Origin of the sequence: Endobacter medicaginis, assembly GCF_014192375.1 — a bacterium.
In the GTDB taxonomy this organism is placed as follows: domain Bacteria; phylum Pseudomonadota; class Alphaproteobacteria; order Acetobacterales; family Acetobacteraceae; genus Endobacter; species Endobacter medicaginis.
The window spans coordinates 1-22964 of the sequence record NZ_JACHXV010000018.1 but is presented as its reverse complement, the minus strand read 5'-3'; the positions used below and the strand labels follow the sequence as shown (position 1 = coordinate 22964).

Here is a 22964-nt window from a genome sequence, read left to right as displayed (position 1 = left end):
TGCGTGCCGATCCGGTCATGCGCCAACAGGCGCCGGGAGGGGCGGAGTATCTCGCCTCGCCACTGCTCGCCTCGCTCAACGGGGTCCGGCACGGGTTCTTCACCCGCAGGGGCGGCGTGTCGGAAAGCCGTCCGGGCCAGGACTGGGGCAGCCTGAACTGCTCGTACAACAGCGGCGATGCGCCGGAGGCGCTGGTCGAGAACCGACGCCGGGTCGCCGAGGCGGTCGGGGTCGCGCCGGCGAATCTGCTGGGCGTGACCCAGGTGCATAGTGCCGATGTGGTGCGTGTGGACGCGCCCTGGGCGCCCGGGGCGGGCGGGGTGGCCGATGCGTTGGTCACCAGCCGGCCGGAGATCGGGCTCGGCGTGGTGACCGCGGATTGCGCGCCGGTGCTGTTCGCCGACGCCGATGCCGGGGTGATCGGCGCCGCCCATGCCGGCTGGCGGGGTGCGGCCGGCGGTGTGCTGGAAGCGACACTCGCGGCGATGGCCGAGCTCGGCGCCGACAGCATCACCGCCGTGGTCGGCCCCTGCATCGGTCCCGACAGCTACGAGGTGGGCGAGGACATGCGCGAGCAGGTGCTGGGCTGCGATGGCTCGGCGGAGGGCTTCTTCCGTCCCGGTCGCGGCGACCGCTTCCTGTTCGACCTGCCGGGCTATTGCGTCGCGCGTCTGACGCGCGGCGGCGCGCGCGCCAGCGGTCTGGGGCGCGACACGCTGTCGGATCCGGAGCATTTCTTCTCGCATCGCCGGCGCACGCTGGCCGGCGGCGGGCGCATCGGCCACCAGATCTCGGCCATCGCGCTGGTGACGGCTTGAGCGTCCGGCGCGCGCTGCTGGTGTCGGCCGTGGCGGCCGGGCTCGCCGGTTGTCACTTGCCGCAGCCCTTCCGGGGCGAGCCGGGACGCATGGGCGCGATCCTCTCCGCGCCACCCCCCGCGCGGCTCGCGGTCACGGTGTCGCCGAACGCCTTGCTCGACGACCACGCCGCCTCTGTCTGGGCGCACGACACCACCGATGCGCTGCTCGGCCAGTCGATCCCGGCCGAGATCGGGGCGCCGCACCCCGGCGACTGGCGGCTGCGGCTCGACGCAAGGCTCGCCGGCGGCTCGGTGGTGCCGTCCTATGTCGTGCTGACCCCGACCGGGGCGGTCAAGGGGCACCGCGACGGCGCCGCCGTGCCGGCGGTCGCCTGGTCGGCGGGGGATGCGCAGGTGCTGCATCAGGTGGCCGAGGCTGCGGCGCCGCAGATCGTCACCACGCTGACCGGGCTGCGCTCGGCGGAGATGCGGGCCGATCCGAACAGCCTGATCAACCGGCCGGCACGGATCTTCTTCTCCGGGGTGAGCGGCGCGCCGGGTGACGGCAACCGCGCACTCGCCGACGAGCTGCGTCTGCTGCTGCCGGATGCAAAGGACCAACTCGTCTCCAGTGCCGCGAAGGCCGACTACGCGGTGAGCTGCACCGTCTCGGTCGCACCCGCCACCGCCTCGCCGCAGGGGCGCGTGCAGAAGACCGAGATCGTCTGGCGGGTGAAGCCGGCGAGCGGCGTGGAGGCCGGTGCGGTCACCCAGCTTCATGACGTGCCGGCCGGCAGTCTCGATCACGCCTGGGGCGATATCGCGCTGGCGGTGGTCACCGAGGCCGCGCCCGGCATCCGCACGGTGATCGACAACCATTCCGGCCGCCTGCTGCCGCCGCCACCGCCCGATGTCGCTTCCGCCGCGGGGCCGCCGGGCGCGGGCGAACCGGCGGTGCTGGCGCCGGACGAGGAGGCGCCGGGGGTCAAGAAGCTCAATTCCGACCTGTCGGAACCTCTCGCACCCTTCGCCGCCGCCACCCGCAAGACCCACAAGCCGGCCGATCCGGGCTCGTGACAGGCCGCGGCGAGGTTGTTATGACGCGGGCGCGTTTCGGTCGCCTGCCGCGGATATGGGCCGATCGTCCAATTCAGAGATGCCGAGCGGGGATCACGTCCGAGCCATGAAGCCGACCGCATGAAGATCGTCGCCTGCAACTCCAACCGCCCGCTCGCCGAGGCGGTGGCCGCCTCGCTGAACCTGCCGCTGACCCGCGCCTCGGTGCGGCGCTTCGCGGACATGGAGATCTTCGTCGAGATCCAGGAGAACGTCCGCGGCGAGGACGTCTTCGTCATCCAGTCCACCTGTTATCCGACCAACGATAACCTGATGGAACTGCTGATCATGCTCGATGCGCTGCGCCGCGGCTCGGCGCGACGCATCACCGCGGTGATCCCCTATTTCGGCTACGCCCGCCAGGACCGGAAGTCCGGCCCGCGCACGCCGATCTCGGCCAAGCTGGTCGCCAACCTGATCGTCGAGGCGGGGGCCAACCGCGTGCTCACGCTCGACCTGCATGCCGGCCAGATCCAGGGCTTCTTCGACATCCCTGTCGACAATCTCTTTGCCGCGCCGCTGTTCGCGCGCGACATCAAGGAGCGCTATGCGGGCCGCAACCTGATGGTGGTCAGCCCCGATGTCGGCGGCGTGGTGCGTGCGCGCGAGCTGGCCAAGCGTCTCGGGGTCGATCTCGCCATCATCGACAAGCGCCGCGAGCGCGCCGGCGTGTCGGAAGTGATGAACGTGATCGGCGACGTCTCGGGACGCGACTGCATCCTGATCGACGACATCATCGATTCCGGCGGCACGCTGTGCAATGCTGCCGCAGCGCTCATCGAGCACAAGGCGACTTCGGTGAGCGTGTACTGCACCCACGGCGTGCTGACCGGCGGCGCGGTGGCCCGCATCGCCGCCTCGCCGATCGAGATGATGACCATCACCGATTCGATCCTCGCCACCGAGGCCGTGCGGCTGGCGGCGAACGTGCGTCAGGTGACGATCGCCCAGCTTCTCGCGCATGCGATGCGCGCCATCGCCGAGGAGAGCTCGGTGAGCTCGCTGTTCGACTGATGCCCGGATCGTCGCCTGCCCTGCTCGCCCCGCGCGCCTACTGGTATCTGCGACACGGCGAAACCGACTGGAACGCCCGTGGCCTCAGCCAGGGCCGTTCCGACATCCCGCTCAACGAGAAGGGTCTCGCCCAGGCCGAGGCCGCCGGCCGCGCGATCGGCGAGATCACCCGCGACGCCCCGATCGGGCTGATCGTGTCCTCGCCGCTGATCCGTGCCGCGCGCACCGCCCAGATCGCCTCGCGGCACATGGCGCAGGATGCCGGCGAGGTGCTGCCTGTGACCTATGACGACGATTTGCGCGAGGTGAGCTTCGGCGTGCAGGAAGGCCAGCCGATGGGCGACTGGTATGACGCCTGGATCGCCGGCGACTACACGCCCGAAGGGGCGGAGCCGTTCGCCGAGTTGCGGGCGCGGGCGATCGCCGCCGTCGATCGCGCGACCGGTGCCGCCACCGCCCTTGGCCGCGGTCCGGCGCTGATCGTGGCCCATGGGGCGCTGTTTCGTGCCCTACGTTCCGCGATGGGCCTGCGTGCGAACGAGCGGCTGCCGAACGCCGTGCCGATGTGGTGCGATCCGAACGATGGCGCCTGGACGCTGAGCGTTCACGCCGCCTGAACCGGCCTCGGCCGATGGCGTGAGGTGAGCGGCACCTCCCGGCGTCCCGACCGGCGGGCGAGTGCCGCGAGGCCCGCGCCGAGCAGCAGGGCGGCGCCCGCCAGCAGCAGGGCACCGGAAGAGACCGGGCGGGCCAGCACGGCGATGGGCGCGACCGCCAGGGTCAGCACGCTCGCCAGCCATAGCGGCGCCTGCTCGCTCAGGCGCTGCGGCACGACAAAGGCGAGGGCGACGGCAGCGGTGAACACGCCGTAGAACAGGGCGGCGAACACGCTGCCGCTGCCATTGTCGGCCACCAGCGGGGCGGCGCACAGCACCGCCGAACAGCCGCCGACGCAGCCGAAGCTCCAGCCCGGGGTGAGCCGGTCGAGCAGCCGGGTGCCGAGACTGTCGCGCACGCGCCCGTCGCGCTGCTCGCGGCGGCGGCGCGCGACCACCCAGAGCCGGTTGCCGCCATAGAACAGCGCCGCACCGCCGAGACCCAACAGCAGGTAAAGCACCCGCACCGGCGTGCCGCCGAAACTGCCGAAATGCAGCGCGAAGAACACGGTGATCACCGACATGCCGCGCGGCTGCTGCCCGGGCAGGTAGTCGCGGGACAGGATGCGCCCGGTCGATGGATCGACGGTGGCGAACCCGCTCGTGGGGCCGCGCAGGCTGTAGCGCGGGTCGTGCACGCTGATCCGCATCGCGCGGCCGGATTGCAGATAGTCGATCGAATCCACCGCAACGCCCGGTGCCTGCCGCGCGATGGCGGCGAGGATCGCGTCTGGCGGCAGTGCCGCGACCGGCGGCGCCCCGGCCGCCGGATGCGGACGGTGCATCGCCGGCGGCGTGGACAGGGTGAGGTGCTGAACGACGAAGACCTGTTCGTGGAAAGCGAACACCACCGAGGTCACCGCCATCACGATGTGGAACGGCAGCGAGAAGATGCCGAGCAGGTTGTGCAGGTCGAGCCATGCCTTCTGCGCGCTGCCGAACAGCTTCAGCGAGAACAGGTTGCGTGCCAGCGTCGGCAGGAACACCAGCGTGCCGGAGGTCAGCGCCGTCGCGTAGAGCAGTGCGATCACACCCATGATCGGCATCGCGATGTCGTGCGGCAGCGGCAGGCCGATCTGCTGGTGCAGCACGTCGATGAACCCGGCCGCGGTCGAGGCGGGCTGGCGTGCGGTGACGAGTGCGCCGTGATCGTCGAGGGCGGCGAACACGGTGGCGCCGCCGCGGCCATGGTGATGGCGGCCACCGCCATCACTCCATTCCAGCCGGGCGGGATGCGCGCCGGCGGGCGTGAGGATGACGCTGTAGCCGGCGGCGGCCTCCGGATGGGCGGCGAGCGCGCGCTCGATCAGCTCGGGCGTGCGCGACAGCGACACCGGCGCCGGTAGCACGGGCGGCCGCGTCGCCCAGTCCTGAAGGGGCTGCTCGAACATGCTGATCGCGCCGGCATAGAAGGCGACGAACAAGAACAGCCCGGCGAGGATGCCGACCCAGCTGTGCAGTTCGCGATACAGATGCAGGATGTCGGAACGGACGCGGATTTTCATGCTGCGATTTCCTGCACCACCCACCAGCCGAGCCAGACCAGGGCGCTCGCACCGCCGAGCACGATCCAGGCGCGCGCGGCCGAGCGGAACAGCACGCAGGCGGCCATCACCGCGCACCAGATCGGGGCCACCAGCCACATCAGCGCCTGCGCGCCCACCGTCTGCGGCGAGGGGACGCAGTCCAGGAGCCGCCCGATCAGCGCCATCGTGCCGAGCGACAGCGCGGCCCCGGTCAGCAGACCGGCCAGCAGGCGCGCACTCCAACCGGCGGTCGGGATCGGCGTGGCCGTGCCCGCACTCAATGTCTCGTCTCCCCGCGCAGCAGCGCGCAGGCGAGCGGCAGCAGCGAGCAGGTGGCCATCAGTCCGCACACCGTCATCATCAGCGCGGTCGCGACGCTGTGGGTGGCGACCAGCGCGCCGATGCCGCCACCGAGGGCGAGGCCGGCGACGGCGAGCGTGGGGTGCATGGCGGGTTTCGCGCGCCACAGCATCTGGTTGGCGGACAGCGCGTAGAGGGCTGCCCCCGCGAGCAGGCAGAGGACGATTCCGGCGGCGACGATCAGCGACATGGCCGTGCTCACCAGCGATATTCAAGGCGCGAGATCAGGCTGCGACCCTCGCCATAATAGCAGGCCGAGGTCGCGGTGCAGGTGGCGACGAAGCGCTTGTTGGCGATGTTGCGCATGTTCACCGACAGTGACAGGCCGCGCGCGTGCGGGTGCGCGACACCGAAATCGTAGCGCAGGAACATGTCGAACAGCGTGTAGCCCGGGATCGACAGCATGTTGGCGGTATCGCCGTAGCTGTGCCCGATATAGCGCACGCCGCCGCCAAAGCCGGCCCCCGCCAGTCTGCCCTCGTCGATGCGGTGATCGACGAACAGCGAGCTCATCCATTTCGGAGCCTGAGGCAGATAGTTGCCGACCTGGCCGGCGGTGTTGGATTTCGTTACCTTCGCGTCCGAACGGGTGCCGGTGAAGATCAGCGCGGTATGCCACGGCAGCGAGGCGTGGCCCTCGAGTTCGAGACCGCGCACGCGCCCCTCGCCGGTCTGCACCAGGCAGGTGCCGGTGCCGCAGATCCGGCCGAGCGGGTCGGGGGTGGTGATGTTCTGCTGGGTGATCTGGTAGCCACCGAAGGTGATGTAGATCCCCCGCCCGCCTTGCCAGCGCAGACCCGCCTCGTACTGGTCGCCGGTGGTCGGTTTGAACGGGACGCCGCCGACCGAGCTCGACGGGTCGGAGACCTGCGGCTGGAACGAGGTCGCATAGGAGAAATACGGCGCCAGCCCGTTGTCGAACTGATAGACCGTGCCGGCGCGCCAGGTGAATTTCTGCGAGTCGGTGATGTAGCGGTGCTGCGCGAGGATATCGAGCGTGTCGTCATGCGCCCAGTCCTGCCGGCCGCCGGCGGTGATGTAGAGACGGCGCCAGCGCATCTGATCCTGGAAATACAGACCGTTCTGCCGGCTTTTGGTCGCGGTATAGATCTGCGGGCCGAGATGGCTCGCATAGCCCGCATCGCCGCGCGGGACGGGATCGAAGATGTTGAAGATCGGCAGCACATACGCGCTGCTCACCGCATCGCGGCTGTGTTCCCAGCTCGTGTAGAAATAGTCGGTGCCGACCAGCAGCGTATGATGGATGCCGCCGGTCTCGACATGGCCCTCGAGCTGGTTGTCGGTGGCCACACCCTGGCTGCGGCCACGGCCCTCGACGGCGCGGCGGTTGATGGTCGCGCCGGGAATGCAGCCCTTCAGCGTGGGCGGGCATTTCGTCAGCGTGTCGCCCGACAGCACCGTCACCCGGTACAGCGTGTCGATATAGGTGTAGCGGGTGTTGTTGCGGAAGGTGAGGAACCGGTTGAAGCGGTGCTCGAGGAAGGAGCCCATCAGCGCCTGGTTGCGGTTGAAGGTGTTCCAGTCCGGCTCACCGATATTGGTGTCGTTGGCGATGTAATGTCCGTTCGACGGGTGCAGCGCGCCGGTCATCGGCAGGAACTGGAAGTTCGATCCGCCCTGGTCGCGCTGGTACTGTGCCAGCAGCGTCCAGGTCGAGTGCGGCGCATAGGCCCAGGTCAGGCTCGGCGAGATGTAATAGCGACCGATATTGACGTCGTTGACCTGACTGCCCCCGTCACGGGCGAGTGCGACGATGCGGCCCATCACCGAGCCGGACGCGTTCAGCCGCCCCGAGCGGTCGGCGGCCCCCTGTCCCTGCCAGTTCGACAGCTTCGTATAGCCCGCCCCCTGGAGGAAGAACTCGCCCTCGCTGTGGTCGGTGGGCCGCTTGGTGGTCAGGTTCACCACGCCGCCCGGCGCGGTCTGGCCGTAGAGCGCGCCCGACGGTCCCTTCAGCACCTCGATCTGCTGCAGCGCGAACGGATCGAACGAGGTGCGTGTCCACTGTCCACCCGAGGGCAGGCGCAGCCCGTCGACGAAATTGTTGTTCGACGAGAACCCGCCCGCACCGAAGCCGCGCACCGAGACCTCGTCCACGCGGCTGTCCAGCCCCGACGGGGCTGCCTGCACGCCGGCCAGATAGGACAGCGCATCCGATACGGTCGGCGAGGCGCGCAACTCCATCTCCTCGCGGCTGACGATGGAGATGGTCTGCGGCGAGTCGATGATCGGGGTGCGCGTCTTGGTCGAGGACAGCGCCTGGCTCAGCCCGGTGGCGGTCACCACGATGGTTTCGCTGCTGCCCGGCCTGGCTGCCTCCGTGGGCTTGCCCGGCGGCGGGGCGACGGTCTGGCCGCTGGCGGTGCTGGAGAGGGCGGCGAGGGCGACCAGCGGCAGGGCGATGCCGATCGGGAGGCGGGCAGACATGACGGAGGCCTGTTGTTTCGTTTCGTAACTGACCCCGTAAATGATAATGAGAATGATTGTCAACTGTGAAGGTCAGGACGGTTGGTGCTCCGGGCAACTGGCGGTGGCGCGCAGCAGCAGGTCGTGGCGGCGGCAGATCCCGTCATCGCCGCGGCTGTCGGCGAAGGCGGAACTCATCGTCCGCAGTCCCGGCAGCGCGGCTTCGACCGGCCCGCCTGCCGCCGCGAAATGGCGGCAGGTCGCGCAGCGTGCGGGTGGGAGGCTCAATGCCCGATCGCCGTCCAGTAGGCGCCGAACAGCGCGGTCGACAGCGCCAGGCCGATCAGCAGATTGGCCACCGCGCCGACAGAGAAGGCGGCGAACGGCCGCCAGCCGATCGCGCCGAACTCGGAGAAGCGCGTCGTCAGCCCGATCGAGAGGAAGGCGAAGGCGAAGGCCCAGATGCGCAGCCCCTTGAGCGGCGCGACCACGCCGGGGGTGATGTCGGCCTTGAACACCGCCGGCCCGACCGCGACAGCGACCGCGCTGAGCAGGGCGGAGGCAATGACGAATCCGAGGACGAATTTCGGGAACCGGGTCCACACCTCGTTCCCCGAGGCGCGGTTGCGCACGGCTCTGGCCCCAGTTCCTGGCTCGGCCCAGCGTGTGGTCGCCAGCAGCGACAGGATCACCGCCCAGATGCCGATCCAGCTGTCGCGCCCGACCACCTTGATCAGTGTGTAGGATGCGACGGCCTGGTCCGCTGTGCCGCGTCCGGCATGGGCGGCGATGCCGCCGAAGCTCTGCGCGGCAGCGATGCCGGCGGCGTCGGCGAATTCCGACGTGCCGATCCACGCCCCGCCCGCCCCTGCCGACAGGCCGAGCGCATCGGCCGCGAAGGGGAGGAAGAACAGCGCCGCGATCGCCCAGACGATGACGATCGCCACCGTCGCCGAGGCCTCGCGGCGCTGCGCGCCGACCGCGCCGGCGATGGCGATCGCCGCCGACACGCCGCAGATCGCCCCGCCTGCACCGAGCACGGCGGCGAAGCGCCGGTCGAGCCCGAACACCCGCGCGGCGGCGAAGATGATGAGGAACGTCGCCACCGACACGATCGAGGCCTGCGCGATCGCCACCGGCCCGCCCCAGACCAGCAGGGTGAAGGGCAGTGTGGCGCCCAGCAGGATGATGCCGAGCTTGATGTAGAACTCGACCCGGAACGCACCCGACAGCGAGGCCGGCACCGCACCCGTATTGGCGAGGATCAGCCCCAGCAGCAGCGCGACCAGGGGAGGTTCGAGATTGTAGTGCACCGCGAAGGCCGACTGGCCGAGCACGATCACCGCGAGGCTGAGCCCGTAGACCAGCGCGAACCCGGCCAGCACCGCCCCGGTCCGGAATCCGAAGCGCGGCAGCACCAGACCCACCACCGCCGACCAGAACACGAACTGGCCGAGATATTGCGGCCATTTCTGCGCGAAATGCGCCCCGATCTGCGCGGTGTCATGCCAGGGCGGCGGCAGGATCGAGATCCAGGCGAGGCTCACCCCCGCACGGTGCAGCAGCAGGGCGGCGATGGTGAGGCCAAGCCCGATCGCGACGGCGATCCAGTCCTCGGAGGGGTTGCGCCGCAGCCTCTCGCCACTGGCGGCGGGCAGGGCGGTGGCGTCGAGTGTGGTGCTCATGGTCATGCGTCCGGCGATCGTTCGTGCCGGATCAATGCCCGGTTGCAACGATGTTTGCAATATATCACGCCGGTCGTTCGCGCTGATTATCAGATAGGATAAAAACAACGAAAGTCAGTCGTTAAATACAATGCTTGCTCCGGCGCCCCCGATCCGCTACACGCCCCGGCGCGCCGGCACCCCTGGAGGCCGGCGTTTTGGCGTTTCTGCCGTGTTTTTGCGGGGCCGTCGGGCCCCGTTTGTGTTTGGTCTCGGAGAGATGAAATGACAGATTTCACCACCATCGAGGCTTCGACGCGCGCGAAGGCTGGTAAGGGGGCAGCGCGGGCGACGAGGCGTGCGGGAGAGGTCCCCGCTGTGATCTACGGTGCGAAGCAGGAGACGAGCCTGATCGCGCTCGACCCGCGCATCATCGTGCGCGAGATGCATCGCGGCGGCTGGCGTTCGCGCCTGTATCAGGTGAAGGCCGGTGGCACCACCACCCGCGCCCTGATCCGCGAGATCCAGCTCCACCCGGTCACCGACCGTCCGATCCATGTCGACTTCCAGCGCCTGGTGGGCAACGAGCCGGTGCATGTCACCGTCGCCGTGGTGTTCAAGGGCGAGGAGGAGTGCGTCGGCGTCAAGCGTGGCGGCGTGCTCAACATCGTGCGTCACACGATCGACGTCAGCGTCGATCCCGACCACATCCCCGAGCATTTCGAGGCGGATGTCTCCGCACTCGAGATCGGCGACATCGTGCGCTGGCACGACCTCAAGGGCACCGAGAACGTGTCCGCGCCCGATATCGAGGCGCATGACTACGTGATCGCCACCATCGCAGCCCCCTCGGTCGAGGAAGAGCCCGAGGCGGAAGCGGCCGAAAACGAGACCGCGGCGGCTGCCGGGTCCGAAGACAAGGCGGACTGATCCGCCATGCGGCTGTGGGCGGGCTTGGGCAATCCCGAGCCCGGCATGGCGCGTCAGCGTCACAATATCGGCTTCATGGCCATCGATGCGATCGCTCGCCGCCACGGTTTCTCGCCGTGGCGGCAGCGATTCAAGGGTCAGGTCGCCGAGGGCATGGTGGGGGGCGAGAAGGTCCTCGCGCTCAAGCCGATGACCTACATGAACGCGTCGGGCGAGTCCGTGCAGCAGGCGGCTGCCTTCTACAAGCTCGGGCCTGCCGATATCACCGCCTTCCACGACGAGCTCGACCTCGCTCCGGGCCGGGTGCGGGTCAAGCGCGGCGGCGGTGCGGCCGGCCATAACGGCCTGCGCAGCATGGACCGCCAGCTCGGCAGCCCGGACTACTGGCGCGTGCGTCTCGGCATCGGTCATCCCGGCCACAAGGACCGCGTCACCGGCCATGTGCTCGGCGATTTCGCCAAGGTGGATCAGCCCTGGCTCGCCGAACTGCTCGACGCGGTGGCCGATGCGGCGCCGATGCTGGCACGCGACGAGCCGGAAGCGTTCATGACGCGGGTGGCGATGCTGGTGCAGGAGAAGTAGCCTCAGGTGGTTTGCAAGGGCGCCAGCACCCCCGAAATCATCAGAAAATCCCGGACGTTCTTTGGTTCTTTCTTTCAAGAAAGAACGATGAAAGGATACCACCCTCGTGGGCTTCAACTGCGGCATCGTCGGCCTGCCGAATGTCGGTAAATCGACCCTGTTCAACGCACTGACGGCGACCGCCTCGGCGCAGGCGGCCAATTACCCGTTCTGCACGATCGAGCCGAATACCGGTCGCGTCGCGGTGCCCGATCCGCGCATGGACAAGCTGGCCGAGATCGGCAAGTCGGTGAAGATCGTGCCGACCAGCCTCGAATTCGTCGACATCGCCGGCCTGGTGCGCGGTGCGTCGCGTGGCGAGGGTCTGGGCAACCAGTTTCTGGCCAATATCCGCGAGACCGACGCGATCATCCACGTGCTGCGCTGCTTCGAGGATGACGATATCACCCATGTCGAGGGCGGGGTGGACCCGATCCGCGATGCCGAGATCGTCGAGACCGAACTGATGCTCGCCGATCTCGAGAGCCTCGAGAAGCGCCTGGTGCAGGCCGGCAAGCGCGCCAAGGGCAACGACCGCGAGGCGCAGGCCTTCGTCGCCCTCGGCGAGCCACTCGCTGCCGCGCTGCGCGACGGCAAGCCGGCACGCACGGCGGTCCCGGCCGGTCAGGAAGCGGCTGCCGCGAAGCTCGGTTTGATGACCACCAAGCCGGTGCTCTATGTCTGCAATGTCGAGGAGGCGTCGGCGGCCGACGGCAACGCGTTCTCGGCGAAGGTGGCGGACAAGGCGAAGGCCGAGGGCGCGGGCGTCGTCATCGTCTCCGCGGCGATCGAGGCCGAACTGAGCCAGCTGCCGGCCGAGGACCAGCGCGAGTTCCTCGAGGGGCTCGGTCTGCACGAGAGCGGTCTGGACCGGGTGATCGCCGCCGGCTACCGCCTGCTCGGCCTGCAGACCTATTTCACTGTCGGCCCGAAGGAGACCCGCGCCTGGACGATCACCGCCGGCACCAAGGCCCCGCAGGCGGCGGCGGTGATCCATAACGATTTCGAGCGCGGCTTCATCGCCTGCGAGACCATCGCCTATGACGATTATGTTGCGTTCAAGGGCGAGGCGGGTGCGCGCGAGGCCGGCAAGCTGCGCATCGAGGGCCGCGAGTATGTGGTCCGGGACGGCGATGTGCTGCTGTTCCGCTTCAACGTGTGAGCTTTGCAAGTCGCGCAATTTGACGCCATCATCGAGGCCGGAATGAACCACATCGCCTCTCCCGATCCGGCTGTGGCCCTGCGCGATCAGGCCCGCGCCGCGCGCATCGCGGCCCGCGCACTGGCCGGATCGTCCGATGCGCAGCGGCTTGAGGCGCTGCTGGCCGCCGCCCGTGCGCTGCGCGGTGCCGAGACGGCGATTCTGTCCGCCAACGCTGCCGATCTGGCCGGGAGCAAGGCGAAGGGCAGCTTTCTCGATCGGCTGCGCCTGGACCGGGCGCGCCTCTCGGCGATGGCCGATGGCGTGGCGGCGGTGGCGTCGCTGCCCGATCCCCTGGGACGTGTGCTGGCGGAGTGGGACCGTCCCAACGGCCTGCGCCTGCGCCGAGTGTCGGTGCCGATCGGGGTGATCGGCATGATCTACGAGAGCCGCCCCAATGTCGGCGCGGATGCCGGCGCGCTGTGCCTGCGTTCGGGCAATGCGGTGCTGCTGCGCGGCGGATCGGAGAGCGCACGCACGGCGGTCGAGATCCATGCCGCGATGGTGGCTGGATTGGCGGAGGCCGGGTTGCCGGACGCCGCCATCCAGATCGCGCCCACCACCGACCGCGCCTATGTCGCCGCCATGCTGGGGGCGAGCGGCGCGATCGACCTGATCATTCCGCGAGGCGGCAAGTCGCTGGTCGAGCGCGTGCAGGCCGAGGCGCGCATCCCTGTGCTGGCGCATGGCGATGCGCTCAATCACAGCTACGTCCATCAAGACGCCGATCCGGCGATGGCGCGCCGGCTGCTCGTCAATGCCAAGATGCGCCGTACCGGCGTGTGCAGTGCGACCGAGACATTGCTGATCGATGCCGCCTGTGCGGACGCGCTGCTGCCCGGCATCGTCGCCGAGCTGCGCGCGCTCGGCTGCCGCTGCCTCGGCGACGCACGGGCGCGGGCAATCCTGCCCGATCTCGACCCGGCCTCGACGGAGGATTTCCATACCGAATGGCTCGATTCGGTGCTGTCGATCGCCGTGGTGGACGGGATCGATGCCGCCCTCGCCCATATCGCCGCGCATGGCAGCACCCACACCGAGGCGATCATCACCGAGAATGCCGATGCCGCGGCGCGCTTTCTCAACGGTGTGGATGCGGCGGTGGTGATGTGGAACGCCTCCACGCAGTTCTGCGATGGCGGCGAGTTCGGCTTCGGCGCCGAGATCGGCATTGCGACGGGGCGGCTGCACGCGCGCGGTCCGGTCGGCCTCGAACAGCTCACCTCGTATCGCTACGAGGTGATCGGCACCGGCCAGGTCCGGCCCTGAGCTTCCGCCTTCGCGACGACCTGCCGACGCGCGGCGACCGGCGCGCCATTCGCGTCGGCCTGCTCGGCGGCTCGTTCAATCCGGCGCATGAGGGCCATATCGCACTGGCGAAAGTCGCGTTGCACCGGCTGGGACTGGACGAGGTCTGGCTGCTGGTCTCGCCCGGCAATCCGCTCAAGCCTCGCCGCGGCATGGCCACTCTGGCCGAGCGCTTCGCCTCCTGCGTCGCCCTGATCGACGATGCGCGGCTGCGGCCGACGGCGATCGAGGCGCGGCTGCACACGCGCTACACGATCGACACGCTGCGGGCCCTGCGGCGACGGTTTCCGCGTGTCTGCTTCGTGTGGCTGATGGGTGCCGATTCGCTCGAGAGCTTCACTCGCTGGCGCTTCTGGCTGGAGATCACCCGCACGGTTCCGTTCGCGGTCGTGCCGCGTCCGGGCTATAACCGGCAGGCGCTGGCCAGTCGCTCGGCGCTGCGGCTGCGGCCATTCCGCATTCCGCTGCGCTCGGCGCAGGGCTTGGCGTGCATGGCTCCGCCGGCCTGGGTCTTTCTGCCGGCGCCGCAGAAGGATATATCCGCAACGTCGATCAGAAACGCCCGAAGGAATCGTCGCCATCGCCAGAAAACCACCGGCCGACAAGGCCGCACCGCCCAAGCGGCGCACGACGAAGACCCCGGCTGAGGCGGCGCTCCCCGCCGTGGTCAAGGCGCCCGGCTCGCCCCGCAAGAAGGCCGCCGCCGCCGGCCCGCGCAAGGCCGCCGAACCGCGCGTGCCGGCGCAGGTCGAGTGGCTCGACCGGATCCAGGGCGTGGTGACCGCGTCGCTGGAGGATGACAAGGCCGAGGACATCCTCGTGCTCGACCTCACCGGCCGCGCCGCCTTCGCCGACCGCATGGTGATCGCCACCGGCCTCGCCGACCGCCAGATCGGCGCGATGGCCACGCATCTCGAGGAGAAACTCGAGGAGGCCGGCATCAAGCGCGTGCTGATCGAGGGCGCGGGCGGGTCTGACTGGGTGCTGATCGATGTCGGCGACATCGTCGTGCATCTGTTCAAGCCGGAAGCGCGGGCGATGTATGCGCTCGAGAAGATGTGGGGCAAGGAGCTCGACGAGCCCGCACATTCCGTGCCGCCGGAGACCGACGCCTGACGGGGCACTTGTCGCGCTGATGGCGGGATTTCGCATCATCGCCGTCGGCCGGCTTCGCAAGGGCGAGGAGGCGGGACTGTATGAGCGCTTCGCCGGGCGTCTCGTCCCGCCGCCCATCGTCACCGAGATTGCCGAGGGCCGCGGCAGTGCGGCGGAAGTCAGGCGCCGCGAGGCTTCGGCCCTGCTCGCCGCCCTGCCGGACCCGGCTTTCGTGGTCGCTCTCGATCTGGGTGGCGCGGCGCCCGACAGCGAGCGTTTTGCGCGCGAGGTCGAACAATGGTCGTCGCTGGGCCGGCCGGTGTGTTTCCTGATCGGCGGTGCTGAAGGGCTCGATGCCTCGGTGATCCAGCGTGCCGACCGGGTGCTGTCGCTGGGGGCGATGACGTGGCCGCACATGCTGGCCCGCGCGATGCTCGCCGAACAGCTCTACCGTGCGCAGGCGATCCGCAACGGCCATCCCTATCACAAGGCGGACCGGCCCTATTCGTAGATTTTCAGGTGTGGCCACAATGTCCGGATCGGCGGCGTCACGCCTCGGCACAGCGCGATGATCTTGCCGTTCTCGACGGCCATCGCCCAGAGTGACGATGTCGTGCCGAGAACGAGGGTCTCGCGGCAATACGGCCGCAGCGCATCGAGATCGTGCTGCACCACCAGCAGGTCGGTCGGATGCTGGCCGCGCAGGCCCCACAGGAAATACTGATTGTGGCCGCTGAGCGCCGGCGGCAGGGCGTGTCCGTACAGATCCAGCGCGGCGGCCTCGCCGTAATTGTCGACCTTGATCCCGGTCGCCGGCCGGTCGCCGGCCGGGATCTGCGCCCAGGCGGTCTCCACCTCGCGGGTGAAGTCATGCCAGCCGAGCTGGTCGGCGAACACCTGCGGCAGCACCGTGCCCCGGAAGCTTCGCTCCTGCTGCTGTGGGGCGATGTGCAGCCGTGTCATGTAGCGGGCGAGGGCAGCGGGCGACAGGATCGGCAGCGCGACCGGCGCGGCGATGGCGGAGAGCATGACCGCCAGTGCCGCCCCGGCGCAGGTCACCAGCCGCCCGGCCAGAGGGCGCGTCAACGGTTCGAGCGCGGCAGCACCGATCGCGAACAGGGTCGGATAGAGCGGCGAGAGATAGTAATCCTTGCCGTGCCCGGCCCGCACGATCACCACCACCACCACGCAGGCGATGGCGATGAAGCGCAGGTCCCGCAATCGCCGCACGATCAGCGGTGCGACCAGCCCGGCCAGCCATAACGGTGTGAAGAGCGGGTTCATCACCCGGATCTGGTTGTGCAGGAACGACCATGCGCCCACGGCGACGTTCTTGTCCCTTGCCGCCGCGGTGAGCTCGAGAAACAGAAAGCCGTGCCGCCACTGCCACAGCGCCGAGGGCAGCGCGATCACCGCCGCCAGGGCGAGGCCGATCCAGAGGCCGCGCCTGCGCAGCAGGATACGCTGCGGCGTGACCAGCAGGCCGAGGGCCAGTCCGGCCATCCAGAACGCGACCGAATACTTGATCTCCAGTGCCACCCCGGCGACCACCCCGGCCAGGACAAGCGCCCGGTCGTCTCCCTCGCGCAGTCCGCGCACAAGCAGCCAGGCGATGGCGGTCCAGGCAAGGGGATCGAACACCGAGGTGTTGAGCGTCGCCGCCAGACCCATCAGCATCGGCGCGATGGCGCAGGCGAGGCCGGTCAGCCCCACCGCCCAGGTGCCCCCGCCAAGGGTGCGGGCCAGACGGGCTGCGATCCAGACCAGGGCTGCAGCGGCCATGGCCACTGGCACACGCAGGCCCCACGCGCCGAGGCCGGTCGCATACAGCGTCGCCGCCAGCAGCGGGACGCCGGGCGGCTGGTCGACATAGCCGAAATCGGGGTGGAGGCCGCAGACGATGAAATACAGCTCGTCGCGGAACAGATCGTAACGGCCGGCGAGCGCGAGGTGAACGACGAAGGTCAGGCCGACCAGCCCGGCGACGATCCGCGTGCCGGACGAGGTTTGCGACGCTGTCGCCGTTGCGGTCAGCGCAGGTTGCGGTTCGGCGCGTCGTCGAGGCTGAGCGGGACCGTGGTGTCGATGCCGCGCATCGTCGCCGGCATCTCGGCCACCTCGGTGATCGGGCGGTGGCGATGCGCGCGCTGGGTGGCGGTCGCCTCGATCACCCGCGGCGCGCTGTCGCTGCTGTCGTCATCCGGGCCCGCGGCGCGCGGATAGATGAAGCCGAAGGTCGGATAGATGCTGCCATAGGTGCCCTGATGGCCGAGCTCGACGCGCACCGCGCTCCAGTCGTTGTTGGGCGAGACATCGACCACCGAGACATCGCGGCTGATGCCACGGCTGTTCCAGTGCGACTGGTCGATCTGGATGGTGCGGCTGTCGACCACCTGGGTCACCACCGCGACATGGCCGAGCGGCATGCGGCCGGTGGGACGGAAGTTCAGCACGCTGCCTTCCTCGGGCGCATGGCCGCGCTCGTAGACGCCGGCGGCGCGGCTCCACCAGTCGCGGGCATTGCCGCGGAGCTCGACATCGCTCGCTTCCTTGGCGAAGGCGACGCACTGGATCACATGGGCATGCACCGAGGCGTAGCGATGATGGGCATGACCGGCATGATGGTGGCTGCGGGCTTCGGCGGCGCCAGTGGCGGCCAGCGTGGCAAGACCGATCATCGCGATCGAGGACAGATGACTGCGGCGGACGAGGCGATTCAGGCAATTGGCAGCAACGGCGATCATCTGACTCGAAACCTCACAGCGTCGTGAGGTGAGTATGCTGACCCCCTTGGCCGCCGCAAGCCGGGGAGTGCCGGGATTCGGAGAGGATTGCATTTTCGTCAGGAAAGACCCGAATGAACCGGCTCGTTTAGGAACTTGTTCCTGACGGTTGTTTGAATTTCATGTGAACTCAAGCACTTGCGTGGCGGACGAGACACGCTGTGTCCTGTCCGCCACGCAAATCTGTCATGCGGCTGGGTGCTACTTGGTGGTGATCAGCATCACTTCGACCAGCATGCGCGGGTCGGCTAGCACGGCCTGCACGCAGGCCCGGGCCGGGGCCGCGCCCGCCGGCAGCCACGCCGTCCACAGCTTGTTGAAGGCCTCGCGGTCGGCGATGTCGCGCAGCCAGATCTGAGCCTGCAGGACCTGCGTCATGTCAGTGCCGTGCTGCTCCAGCAGGGCGTCGAGCTGTGCGAAGACCTGCCGGGTCTGGGTCTCGAAATCGGCGTCGAGATCGCTCGCCACCATGCCCTGGGTGAAGACGAAGCCGTGATACTCGACGGCCTTCGACATCACCGGGTTGGCGTCGGTACGAATGATGCGGCTCATGGGAAACAGCTCTCCGTTTCAGTGGGGTCCAGTGGTGGATGGATGCGCGGGCGTCAGCGGGGGGCGTTGAGGATGGCCTCGGTGCTGGACCGGATATCGCGCATCGTGCCTGCGGTGGGCGGGCCGCCATTGGCCATGCAATCGGCGATCACGTTGTCCTGGTGATACTGCTCGCTCAGCCCGGCCGAGGGTGCGGCGCGGTTGCCCGAGGCGGAGAACGGTGTTCCGGTCTCATCGCCGCGCGACAGCAGATCGCGGTTCTGCTGGCGATACAGCCGGTTGGCATAGTCCGTGCAGGCGTCGCGCCGGTTCAGGTCGGCCTGCTGCTGCGGCGTGAGGTTCGGCGAACAGCCGCCGAGCGCGCCGATGGCGCCCAGCAGGCCGGTCAGCAGGAGAGGGGAGGCGTGGAGGAGGCGCATGGTTTCCTGTCTCGTGCCGGCGCACCGCCGGAAGGCCGCGCCTGTGGCAGGACCGCCAGATGCGCACGCAGGCTGTTCTCGGCGAGGCGCCCCTCCGGCGTCAACGGGGTGAGTGCGGCTGCCTCCAGCAGCATCGGGTGCAACTCCGCCCCGTCGCGCGCGAAGCGGCACAGCGGTGCGGCCCAGCGGGCGATCGCATCGATCAGCCCCAGCAGGCGCAGCAGCAGCGAGAGTCCCTCGGGTTGGGTCAGCGGCCGGATCGCGTCCACCGCCGCCGCCCAGCAACATGCGTCGGCATCGCCCAGCAGCAGATCGATGCCCGACGGACCGACCTGGGCGCCGCCGAAGCGGAACTGGCGCACCGGTCCATAGACCCCGCCGGCCGCCGCCTCGCGTGCCGCGTCCCAGGCCGCGTCGAGATCGCGCGCCCGCACCGGCGGCAGCGCATCCGGGCGGCAGGCGACGGCATAGACCAGGCGGCCCTCGCGTGTGTGACGGCAGCGGATGAGGTTCGGGCGAGCGGACATGGCTCTCACATAGGGCGATCGCTGCGGGGTTGAAGTGTCGCGGGTGCCTGCGCATCGTCGGACGTGGCACTGGTCTCCCAGCTGCGCAGCGCCTCCGGCGTGTCGTAATCGGTCACGCAGCCAGCCCCGGCAGGCACCAGGGTCAGTTGCCCCGCATGTCGCGCGATCAGGTGTCGGCCGCCCTCGTCGCCGCGCACCATGGCGAGTTCCGCGAGCAGGCCCGCCCCCCAGACCACCGGGTGGCCGCGTCGTTGCGCATGGCAGGGGGCGACGATACGCCGCTCGTCACCCTGTCGGCAGGCGAGCAGCGCGTCGAGCATCCCCGGTTCGACATGCGGCATGTCGCCGAGTGCGACCATCACCGCGCCGGTGCCGGGCGGCAGTGCTGCGAGGCCGGCGCGCAACGAGGCGGCCATGCCCTCGTGCCAGTCCTCGCAGCCCACCCTCTGCCAGGTCGCACTGTCCGGTCGCGCCGCCAGCAGGGCCTCGATCGCGGCCGCCCACGCCCCGATCACCACCAGCCGGGGCCCTGCGACGGGTGCCTGTGCCAGTGCGTCGAGCGTGGCATCGAGCAGCGCGCGCCCGTCCGGTCGTCGCACCAGCGCCTTCGGCCGCCCGGCGCGCAACGAGGCTCCCGCCGCCAGCACGATCAGCGCGCATTGGTCGGGTTCGTGGGGCGTGATAGGTCTCTGCTCGCTCAAGGGTCTGGGGAAGCTGTGCATTGCCACTGTCGGTCGAGATCATACCAGTCACGCCGCTGCGTCAGAACTGCCTGATCCTGCATGACAAGGACCGGCCCGGCACGCCTGCCGTGGTGGTTGATCCCGGTGGTGACGTCCCGCGCATCCTCGAGCGGCTGGCCGCGTCCGGCGCGCGTGTGGGCGAGATCTGGCTCACCCACGGCCATCTCGATCATGCCGGTGGTGCGGCCGAACTGCGTGAGGCGCTGGCCGGGCAGCCCGGTGGGCCGCCGCCGGTGATCGGCCCCGACCGGCGCGATGCCTTCCTGCTCGACGAGATCGAGACCCAGGCGGCCCAGTACGGGCTGAGCGGCCTCCGCCGCGTCACCCCTGACCGCTTCGTCGTCGAGGGCGAGGTGCTGCGGGCCGGCGATCTGGCGTTCGAGGTGCTGCATGTGCCGGGCCACACGCCCGGCCACGTGGTGTTCGTTGCCCGTGCGGCACGGTTCGCGATCGTCGGCGACACGCTGTTCGCCGGCGGCGTCGGGCGCACCGATTTCGCCTATGGCGATTCTGCCGCGCTGCTCGCGGCGATCTCGGACAAGCTGCTGCCGCTCGGCGATGAGGTCTCCTTTCTCTGCGGCCACGGTCCGGGCTCGACGATCGGCGCCGAACGCCGCTCCAACCCCTATCTTCAGCAAGGTCTCGATTGAATGTCGCGTCTCGCCAGCGCCTGCGGCGCCCTTCTGCTGCTGCTCCCGCTCGGCGCCCGCGCCGGCGATGACATCACCGCCGCCCAGCCCGAACTGCCACGGCAGAAGCTGGTGATCGTGTCGAAGGACGGCACGCGCCACGTCTTCTCGGTGGAGCTCACACGTACCCCGCGCGAGCAGGAAGTCGGGCTGATGTATCGCACCGAGATCCGGCCCGATGGCGGCATGCTGTTCGTCTGGCCTGAACTCCAGCGCGCACAGATGTGGATGGAGCACTGCCCGGTTCCGGAGGACATGGTGTTCATCGGCGCGGATGACCGCATCGCCTCGATCGCCGAGAACACCGTGCCAGAGAGCCTGGCAGTGATCGACAGTGGCGTGCCGGTGAAGGCGACGCTGGAACTTCAGGGTGGGCTGACGGCCAAGGAAAACATCAATGTGGGCGACCACGTCGAGGCCGCCGCCTTGCGCCACCCATGAAAAAGCCGGCGGGATCGCTCCCGCCGGCGGTCTTTACTGGCTGACTGGCCAGAATGGATTTCAGCGCTGACCCTTGCCGTCGCCGTCACGGATCTGGCCGGTCGGTTCCTGCACATGCGCCTCGAGGAACCAGAGCTGCTTGTCGAGCGCGCGCGACGCCTCGGTGAGCAGGTCGGAGGTGTCCGCGTCACCGGCGTCGTCGGTCTCGTCGATCCCCTCGCGAACCGAGTTGGCGACCGTCGCGTAGCGGTCGATCAAAGCCGCCAGATGGTCGGCGATCGCATAGATATCGGTCGGATACGGCGTCAGCGAGGTAGTCTTGTCGATCGCCTGGGTGGTACCGAAGGCGGTGCCACCGATCGCGGTGATGCGCTCGGCCATCTTGTCGTTGAGATCGTCGAGCTCGGTGCGGAACCCGTCGAGCATCAGATGGATGCCGATGAACTGCGGACCCTTGAGGTTCCAGTGCGCCTGCTTGACCGCCAGAGCGAGGTCGAGGCCGTCGGCGAGACGCTTGTTGAGGATGTCGATCGACGTGCCGCGGGCATTGTCGTCGAGATTGTTGCGCGTCCTGTGCATGCGCGGCTGCAGGCGGTGCTTGGTGGAGGCGTCTGCCATCTTGAGGGCCTTTCAGTCGTCAGGGGGCCAGCCGCCACGAGCGACGCAAGCGGCGGATGCAGGCCGGCTGGGGTTATATGGTGGCCAACGTGGCGCCATCGAGGTGGTTCATCACGACTTGCGCAACTTCGTCGGCATGGCACAACTGCGCCCGACGCGATCCCCGGAGAGACAGCGCGGTGACGATCCTGGTGACCGGTGCTGCCGGTTTTGTCGGCTTTCACGTCGCCTGCGCGCTGCGCCGGCGCGGCGACCGCGTCGTGGCCGTCGACAGTTTCAACAGCTATTACGACCCCGCGCTGAAGGCGGCGCGCGCCACGATGCTGCGCGCCCTCGACGCACCGGGCGGGCTGGTGTTGGAAACCCTCGACATCACCGACCGCGCAGCCCTCGCCGACCTGCTGGCCCGCGAGCCGGGCATCACCGGCGTGGTCCATCTGGCGGCCCAGGCGGGGGTGCGCCATTCGCTGGTCGATCCCTATGCCTATGTGCAGGCCAATGTCATGGGCCACGTCACCGTGCTGGAGGCAGCCCGCACGCTGCCCGGAGTGCGTCATGTGGTCTACGCCAGCTCGTCCTCGGTCTATGGGCTGAACGAGACGCTGCCTTTTGCCGAGACCGATCCGGTGGAGCGCCCGAGCTCGCTCTATGCGGCGACGAAGCGCTCCGACGAGCTGATCTCGCAGGCCTATGCCCATCTGTACGGGCTTCCACAGACCGGCCTGCGTTTCTTCACCGTCTATGGTCCGTGGGGACGCCCGGACATGGCCTATTACGGCTTTGCCGAAGCCATTGCCTCCGGCCGCGAGATCACGCTCTACGATTCCGGCACCCCGCGTCGTGACTTCACCTATATCGACGACGTGGTCGACGGGGTGTTGCGCGTGCTCGATCGGCCGCCACATGCCCAGGATGGCTGGCACAGGCTGCTCAATATCGGCAACCGCACCAGCGAGCCGGTCTCGCGCCTGGTCGAACTGCTCGAACGTGCGCTGGGCCGCGAAGCGGTGATCCGACATGTCTGCCGCCCGGCCGCCGATGTGGCGGCGACCTGGGCCTCGGTCGAGCGGATGCAGGCGCTGACCGGCTGGGTGCCGCGGACCGGGCTGGACGAGGGGATCGCCCGCTTCGTGGCCTGGTTCGATGCCTATCGCGGTGGCGGTTTCGCCGCCCATGGTACGGGCGGCGGCGAGGGGGAGACGGAAAATATCGGCTCCGACGAAATTCTGCGTTGACGCCCCCCGCCGAAAGGCCTAAACCCCGCTTCGCCGCGACGCACACCGGTTTGGCTCTTGCCACTGCCGAGGTGCTCAGCTAAGGTTCTCGGCTTCCAAAGGAAGTTGGCTACCGACCGTCGGCCTCGTCAGAGGCCGCGGGGTATTTTGTTCTTTTGACAATTGCATCGGATGGGAAGGGATATGCTGACGGCGTGATCTGTTCTGGTGGCTGGTTTCTGAGAGGGGGCTGGTTGCTTG

Annotated in this window: 27 protein-coding genes; 14 read left to right on the top strand and 13 right to left on the bottom strand. The window is 69.0% G+C overall.

Going from position 1 to position 22964, the window contains the following annotated elements; translation table 11 throughout:
* Positions 1-17 precede the first annotated feature (17 nt).
* The 4 genes from FHR90_RS14695 to FHR90_RS14680 all read left to right on the top strand — a co-directional run bounded on the left by FHR90_RS14695 (position 18) and on the right by FHR90_RS14680 (position 3546).
* The gene (locus tag FHR90_RS14695) at positions 18-818 is read left to right on the top strand and encodes a polyphenol oxidase family protein (RefSeq protein ID WP_183275476.1); all 801 of its coding nucleotides are present in this window, start codon (positions 18-20) and stop codon (positions 816-818) included.
* Positions 815-1876, top strand: coding sequence for a hypothetical protein (locus FHR90_RS14690; RefSeq protein WP_183275471.1), 1062 nt, complete (start codon positions 815-817; stop codon positions 1874-1876). The genes FHR90_RS14695 and FHR90_RS14690 overlap by 4 nt, the downstream gene beginning before the upstream one ends.
* 120 nt (positions 1877-1996) lie before the next feature.
* Positions 1997-2929, top strand: a complete 933-nt coding sequence (locus tag FHR90_RS14685; RefSeq protein WP_176626420.1) for a ribose-phosphate pyrophosphokinase — start codon at positions 1997-1999, stop codon at positions 2927-2929.
* Complete coding sequence (locus FHR90_RS14680) at positions 2929-3546, top strand: histidine phosphatase family protein (RefSeq protein ID WP_183275470.1); 618 nt, start codon at positions 2929-2931, stop codon at positions 3544-3546. The genes FHR90_RS14685 and FHR90_RS14680 overlap by 1 nt, the downstream gene beginning before the upstream one ends.
* On the opposite strand, the gene FHR90_RS14675 is transcribed toward FHR90_RS14680, so the two are convergent.
* From FHR90_RS14675 to FHR90_RS14650, 6 genes are all read right to left on the bottom strand, one after another.
* Positions 3534-5090: a PepSY-associated TM helix domain-containing protein gene (locus FHR90_RS14675; protein WP_183275469.1), complete on the bottom strand. Its 1557-nt coding sequence runs from the start codon at positions 5088-5090 to the stop codon at positions 3534-3536. The genes FHR90_RS14680 and FHR90_RS14675 overlap by 13 nt on opposite strands.
* Positions 5087-5392 (bottom strand): hypothetical protein, encoded by a 306-nt coding sequence (locus tag FHR90_RS14670; protein ID WP_183275468.1) that lies wholly within the window; start codon positions 5390-5392, stop codon positions 5087-5089. Before FHR90_RS14670 ends, FHR90_RS14675 begins: the two co-directional genes overlap by 4 nt.
* Positions 5389-5673, bottom strand: coding sequence for a hypothetical protein (locus tag FHR90_RS14665; protein ID WP_183275467.1), 285 nt, complete (start codon positions 5671-5673; stop codon positions 5389-5391). Before FHR90_RS14665 ends, FHR90_RS14670 begins: the two co-directional genes overlap by 4 nt.
* Positions 5670-7919 (bottom strand): TonB-dependent siderophore receptor, encoded by a 2250-nt coding sequence (locus FHR90_RS14660; RefSeq protein WP_176625198.1) that lies wholly within the window; start codon positions 7917-7919, stop codon positions 5670-5672. The genes FHR90_RS14665 and FHR90_RS14660 overlap by 4 nt, the downstream gene beginning before the upstream one ends.
* A gap of 72 nt (positions 7920-7991) precedes the next feature.
* Positions 7992-8186, bottom strand: coding sequence for a hypothetical protein (locus FHR90_RS14655; RefSeq protein ID WP_176625196.1), 195 nt, complete (start codon positions 8184-8186; stop codon positions 7992-7994).
* A complete protein-coding gene (locus tag FHR90_RS14650; RefSeq protein ID WP_183275466.1) occupies positions 8183-9583 on the bottom strand; it encodes a YeiH family protein in 1401 nt (466 codons plus the stop codon). Before FHR90_RS14650 ends, FHR90_RS14655 begins: the two co-directional genes overlap by 4 nt.
* A gap of 264 nt (positions 9584-9847) precedes the next feature.
* Between FHR90_RS14650 and FHR90_RS14645 the strand changes: the two genes are divergently transcribed.
* From FHR90_RS14645 to FHR90_RS14615, 7 genes are all read left to right on the top strand, one after another.
* The gene (locus FHR90_RS14645; protein WP_176625245.1) at positions 9848-10492 is read left to right on the top strand and encodes a 50S ribosomal protein L25/general stress protein Ctc; all 645 of its coding nucleotides are present in this window, start codon (positions 9848-9850) and stop codon (positions 10490-10492) included.
* Between the two features lie 6 nt (positions 10493-10498).
* The gene (pth, locus tag FHR90_RS14640; protein WP_176625243.1) at positions 10499-11074 is read left to right on the top strand and encodes an aminoacyl-tRNA hydrolase; all 576 of its coding nucleotides are present in this window, start codon (positions 10499-10501) and stop codon (positions 11072-11074) included.
* A 106-nt stretch (positions 11075-11180) separates the two neighbouring features.
* Complete coding sequence (ychF, locus tag FHR90_RS14635) at positions 11181-12275, top strand: redox-regulated ATPase YchF (protein WP_176625242.1); 1095 nt, start codon at positions 11181-11183, stop codon at positions 12273-12275.
* 42 nt (positions 12276-12317) lie between these two features.
* A complete protein-coding gene (locus tag FHR90_RS14630) occupies positions 12318-13583 on the top strand; it encodes a glutamate-5-semialdehyde dehydrogenase (protein ID WP_183275465.1) in 1266 nt (421 codons plus the stop codon).
* Entirely contained in the window at positions 13580-14269 is a 690-nt protein-coding gene (locus FHR90_RS14625; protein WP_218062034.1) for a nicotinate-nucleotide adenylyltransferase, read from the top strand. The genes FHR90_RS14630 and FHR90_RS14625 overlap by 4 nt, the downstream gene beginning before the upstream one ends.
* A gap of 16 nt (positions 14270-14285) precedes the next feature.
* On the top strand, positions 14286-14738 hold the full coding sequence (rsfS, locus tag FHR90_RS17245; protein WP_266152855.1) for a ribosome silencing factor: 453 nt from the start codon (positions 14286-14288) through the stop codon (positions 14736-14738).
* Between the two features lie 19 nt (positions 14739-14757).
* A complete protein-coding gene (locus tag FHR90_RS14615) occupies positions 14758-15228 on the top strand; it encodes a 23S rRNA (pseudouridine(1915)-N(3))-methyltransferase RlmH (RefSeq protein ID WP_176623891.1) in 471 nt (156 codons plus the stop codon).
* On the opposite strand, the gene FHR90_RS14610 is transcribed toward FHR90_RS14615, so the two are convergent.
* The 6 genes from FHR90_RS14610 to FHR90_RS14585 form a co-directional block, all read right to left on the bottom strand.
* Positions 15219-16619 carry a glycosyltransferase family 39 protein gene (locus FHR90_RS14610; protein WP_266152857.1) on the bottom strand — a complete coding sequence of 467 codons (1401 nt, stop codon included), beginning with the start codon at positions 16617-16619 and terminating at the stop codon, positions 15219-15221. The genes FHR90_RS14615 and FHR90_RS14610 overlap by 10 nt on opposite strands.
* A gap of 128 nt (positions 16620-16747) precedes the next feature.
* Positions 16748-17395: a CHAP domain-containing protein gene (locus tag FHR90_RS14605; protein ID WP_256124247.1), complete on the bottom strand. Its 648-nt coding sequence runs from the start codon at positions 17393-17395 to the stop codon at positions 16748-16750.
* Between the two features lie 306 nt (positions 17396-17701).
* Positions 17702-18052: a RidA family protein gene (locus FHR90_RS14600; RefSeq protein ID WP_176623895.1), complete on the bottom strand. Its 351-nt coding sequence runs from the start codon at positions 18050-18052 to the stop codon at positions 17702-17704.
* A 53-nt stretch (positions 18053-18105) separates the two neighbouring features.
* The gene (locus tag FHR90_RS14595; protein WP_176623897.1) at positions 18106-18471 is read right to left on the bottom strand and encodes a hypothetical protein; all 366 of its coding nucleotides are present in this window, start codon (positions 18469-18471) and stop codon (positions 18106-18108) included.
* Entirely contained in the window at positions 18438-18998 is a 561-nt protein-coding gene (locus tag FHR90_RS14590; RefSeq protein ID WP_183275464.1) for a hypothetical protein, read from the bottom strand. Before FHR90_RS14590 ends, FHR90_RS14595 begins: the two co-directional genes overlap by 34 nt.
* A gap of 5 nt (positions 18999-19003) precedes the next feature.
* A complete protein-coding gene (locus FHR90_RS14585; RefSeq protein ID WP_183275463.1) occupies positions 19004-19699 on the bottom strand; it encodes a nucleotidyltransferase family protein in 696 nt (231 codons plus the stop codon).
* Positions 19700-19719: 20 nt separating this feature from the next.
* Between FHR90_RS14585 and FHR90_RS14580 the strand changes: the two genes are divergently transcribed.
* Positions 19720-20391, top strand: a complete 672-nt coding sequence (locus tag FHR90_RS14580; protein ID WP_276512453.1) for an MBL fold metallo-hydrolase — start codon at positions 19720-19722, stop codon at positions 20389-20391.
* Positions 20392-20871, top strand: coding sequence for a DUF192 domain-containing protein (locus FHR90_RS14575; protein ID WP_176625357.1), 480 nt, complete (start codon positions 20392-20394; stop codon positions 20869-20871). It abuts the gene before it with no gap.
* A 60-nt stretch (positions 20872-20931) separates the two neighbouring features.
* Here FHR90_RS14575 and dps read toward each other — a convergent pair whose 3' ends face one another.
* Entirely contained in the window at positions 20932-21489 is a 558-nt protein-coding gene (gene dps, locus FHR90_RS14570; protein ID WP_176625355.1) for a DNA starvation/stationary phase protection protein Dps, read from the bottom strand.
* A gap of 179 nt (positions 21490-21668) precedes the next feature.
* Between dps and FHR90_RS14565 the strand changes: the two genes are divergently transcribed.
* Positions 21669-22724 (top strand): NAD-dependent epimerase/dehydratase family protein, encoded by a 1056-nt coding sequence (locus FHR90_RS14565; RefSeq protein ID WP_176625353.1) that lies wholly within the window; start codon positions 21669-21671, stop codon positions 22722-22724.
* Positions 22725-22964: the final 240 nt, after the last annotated feature.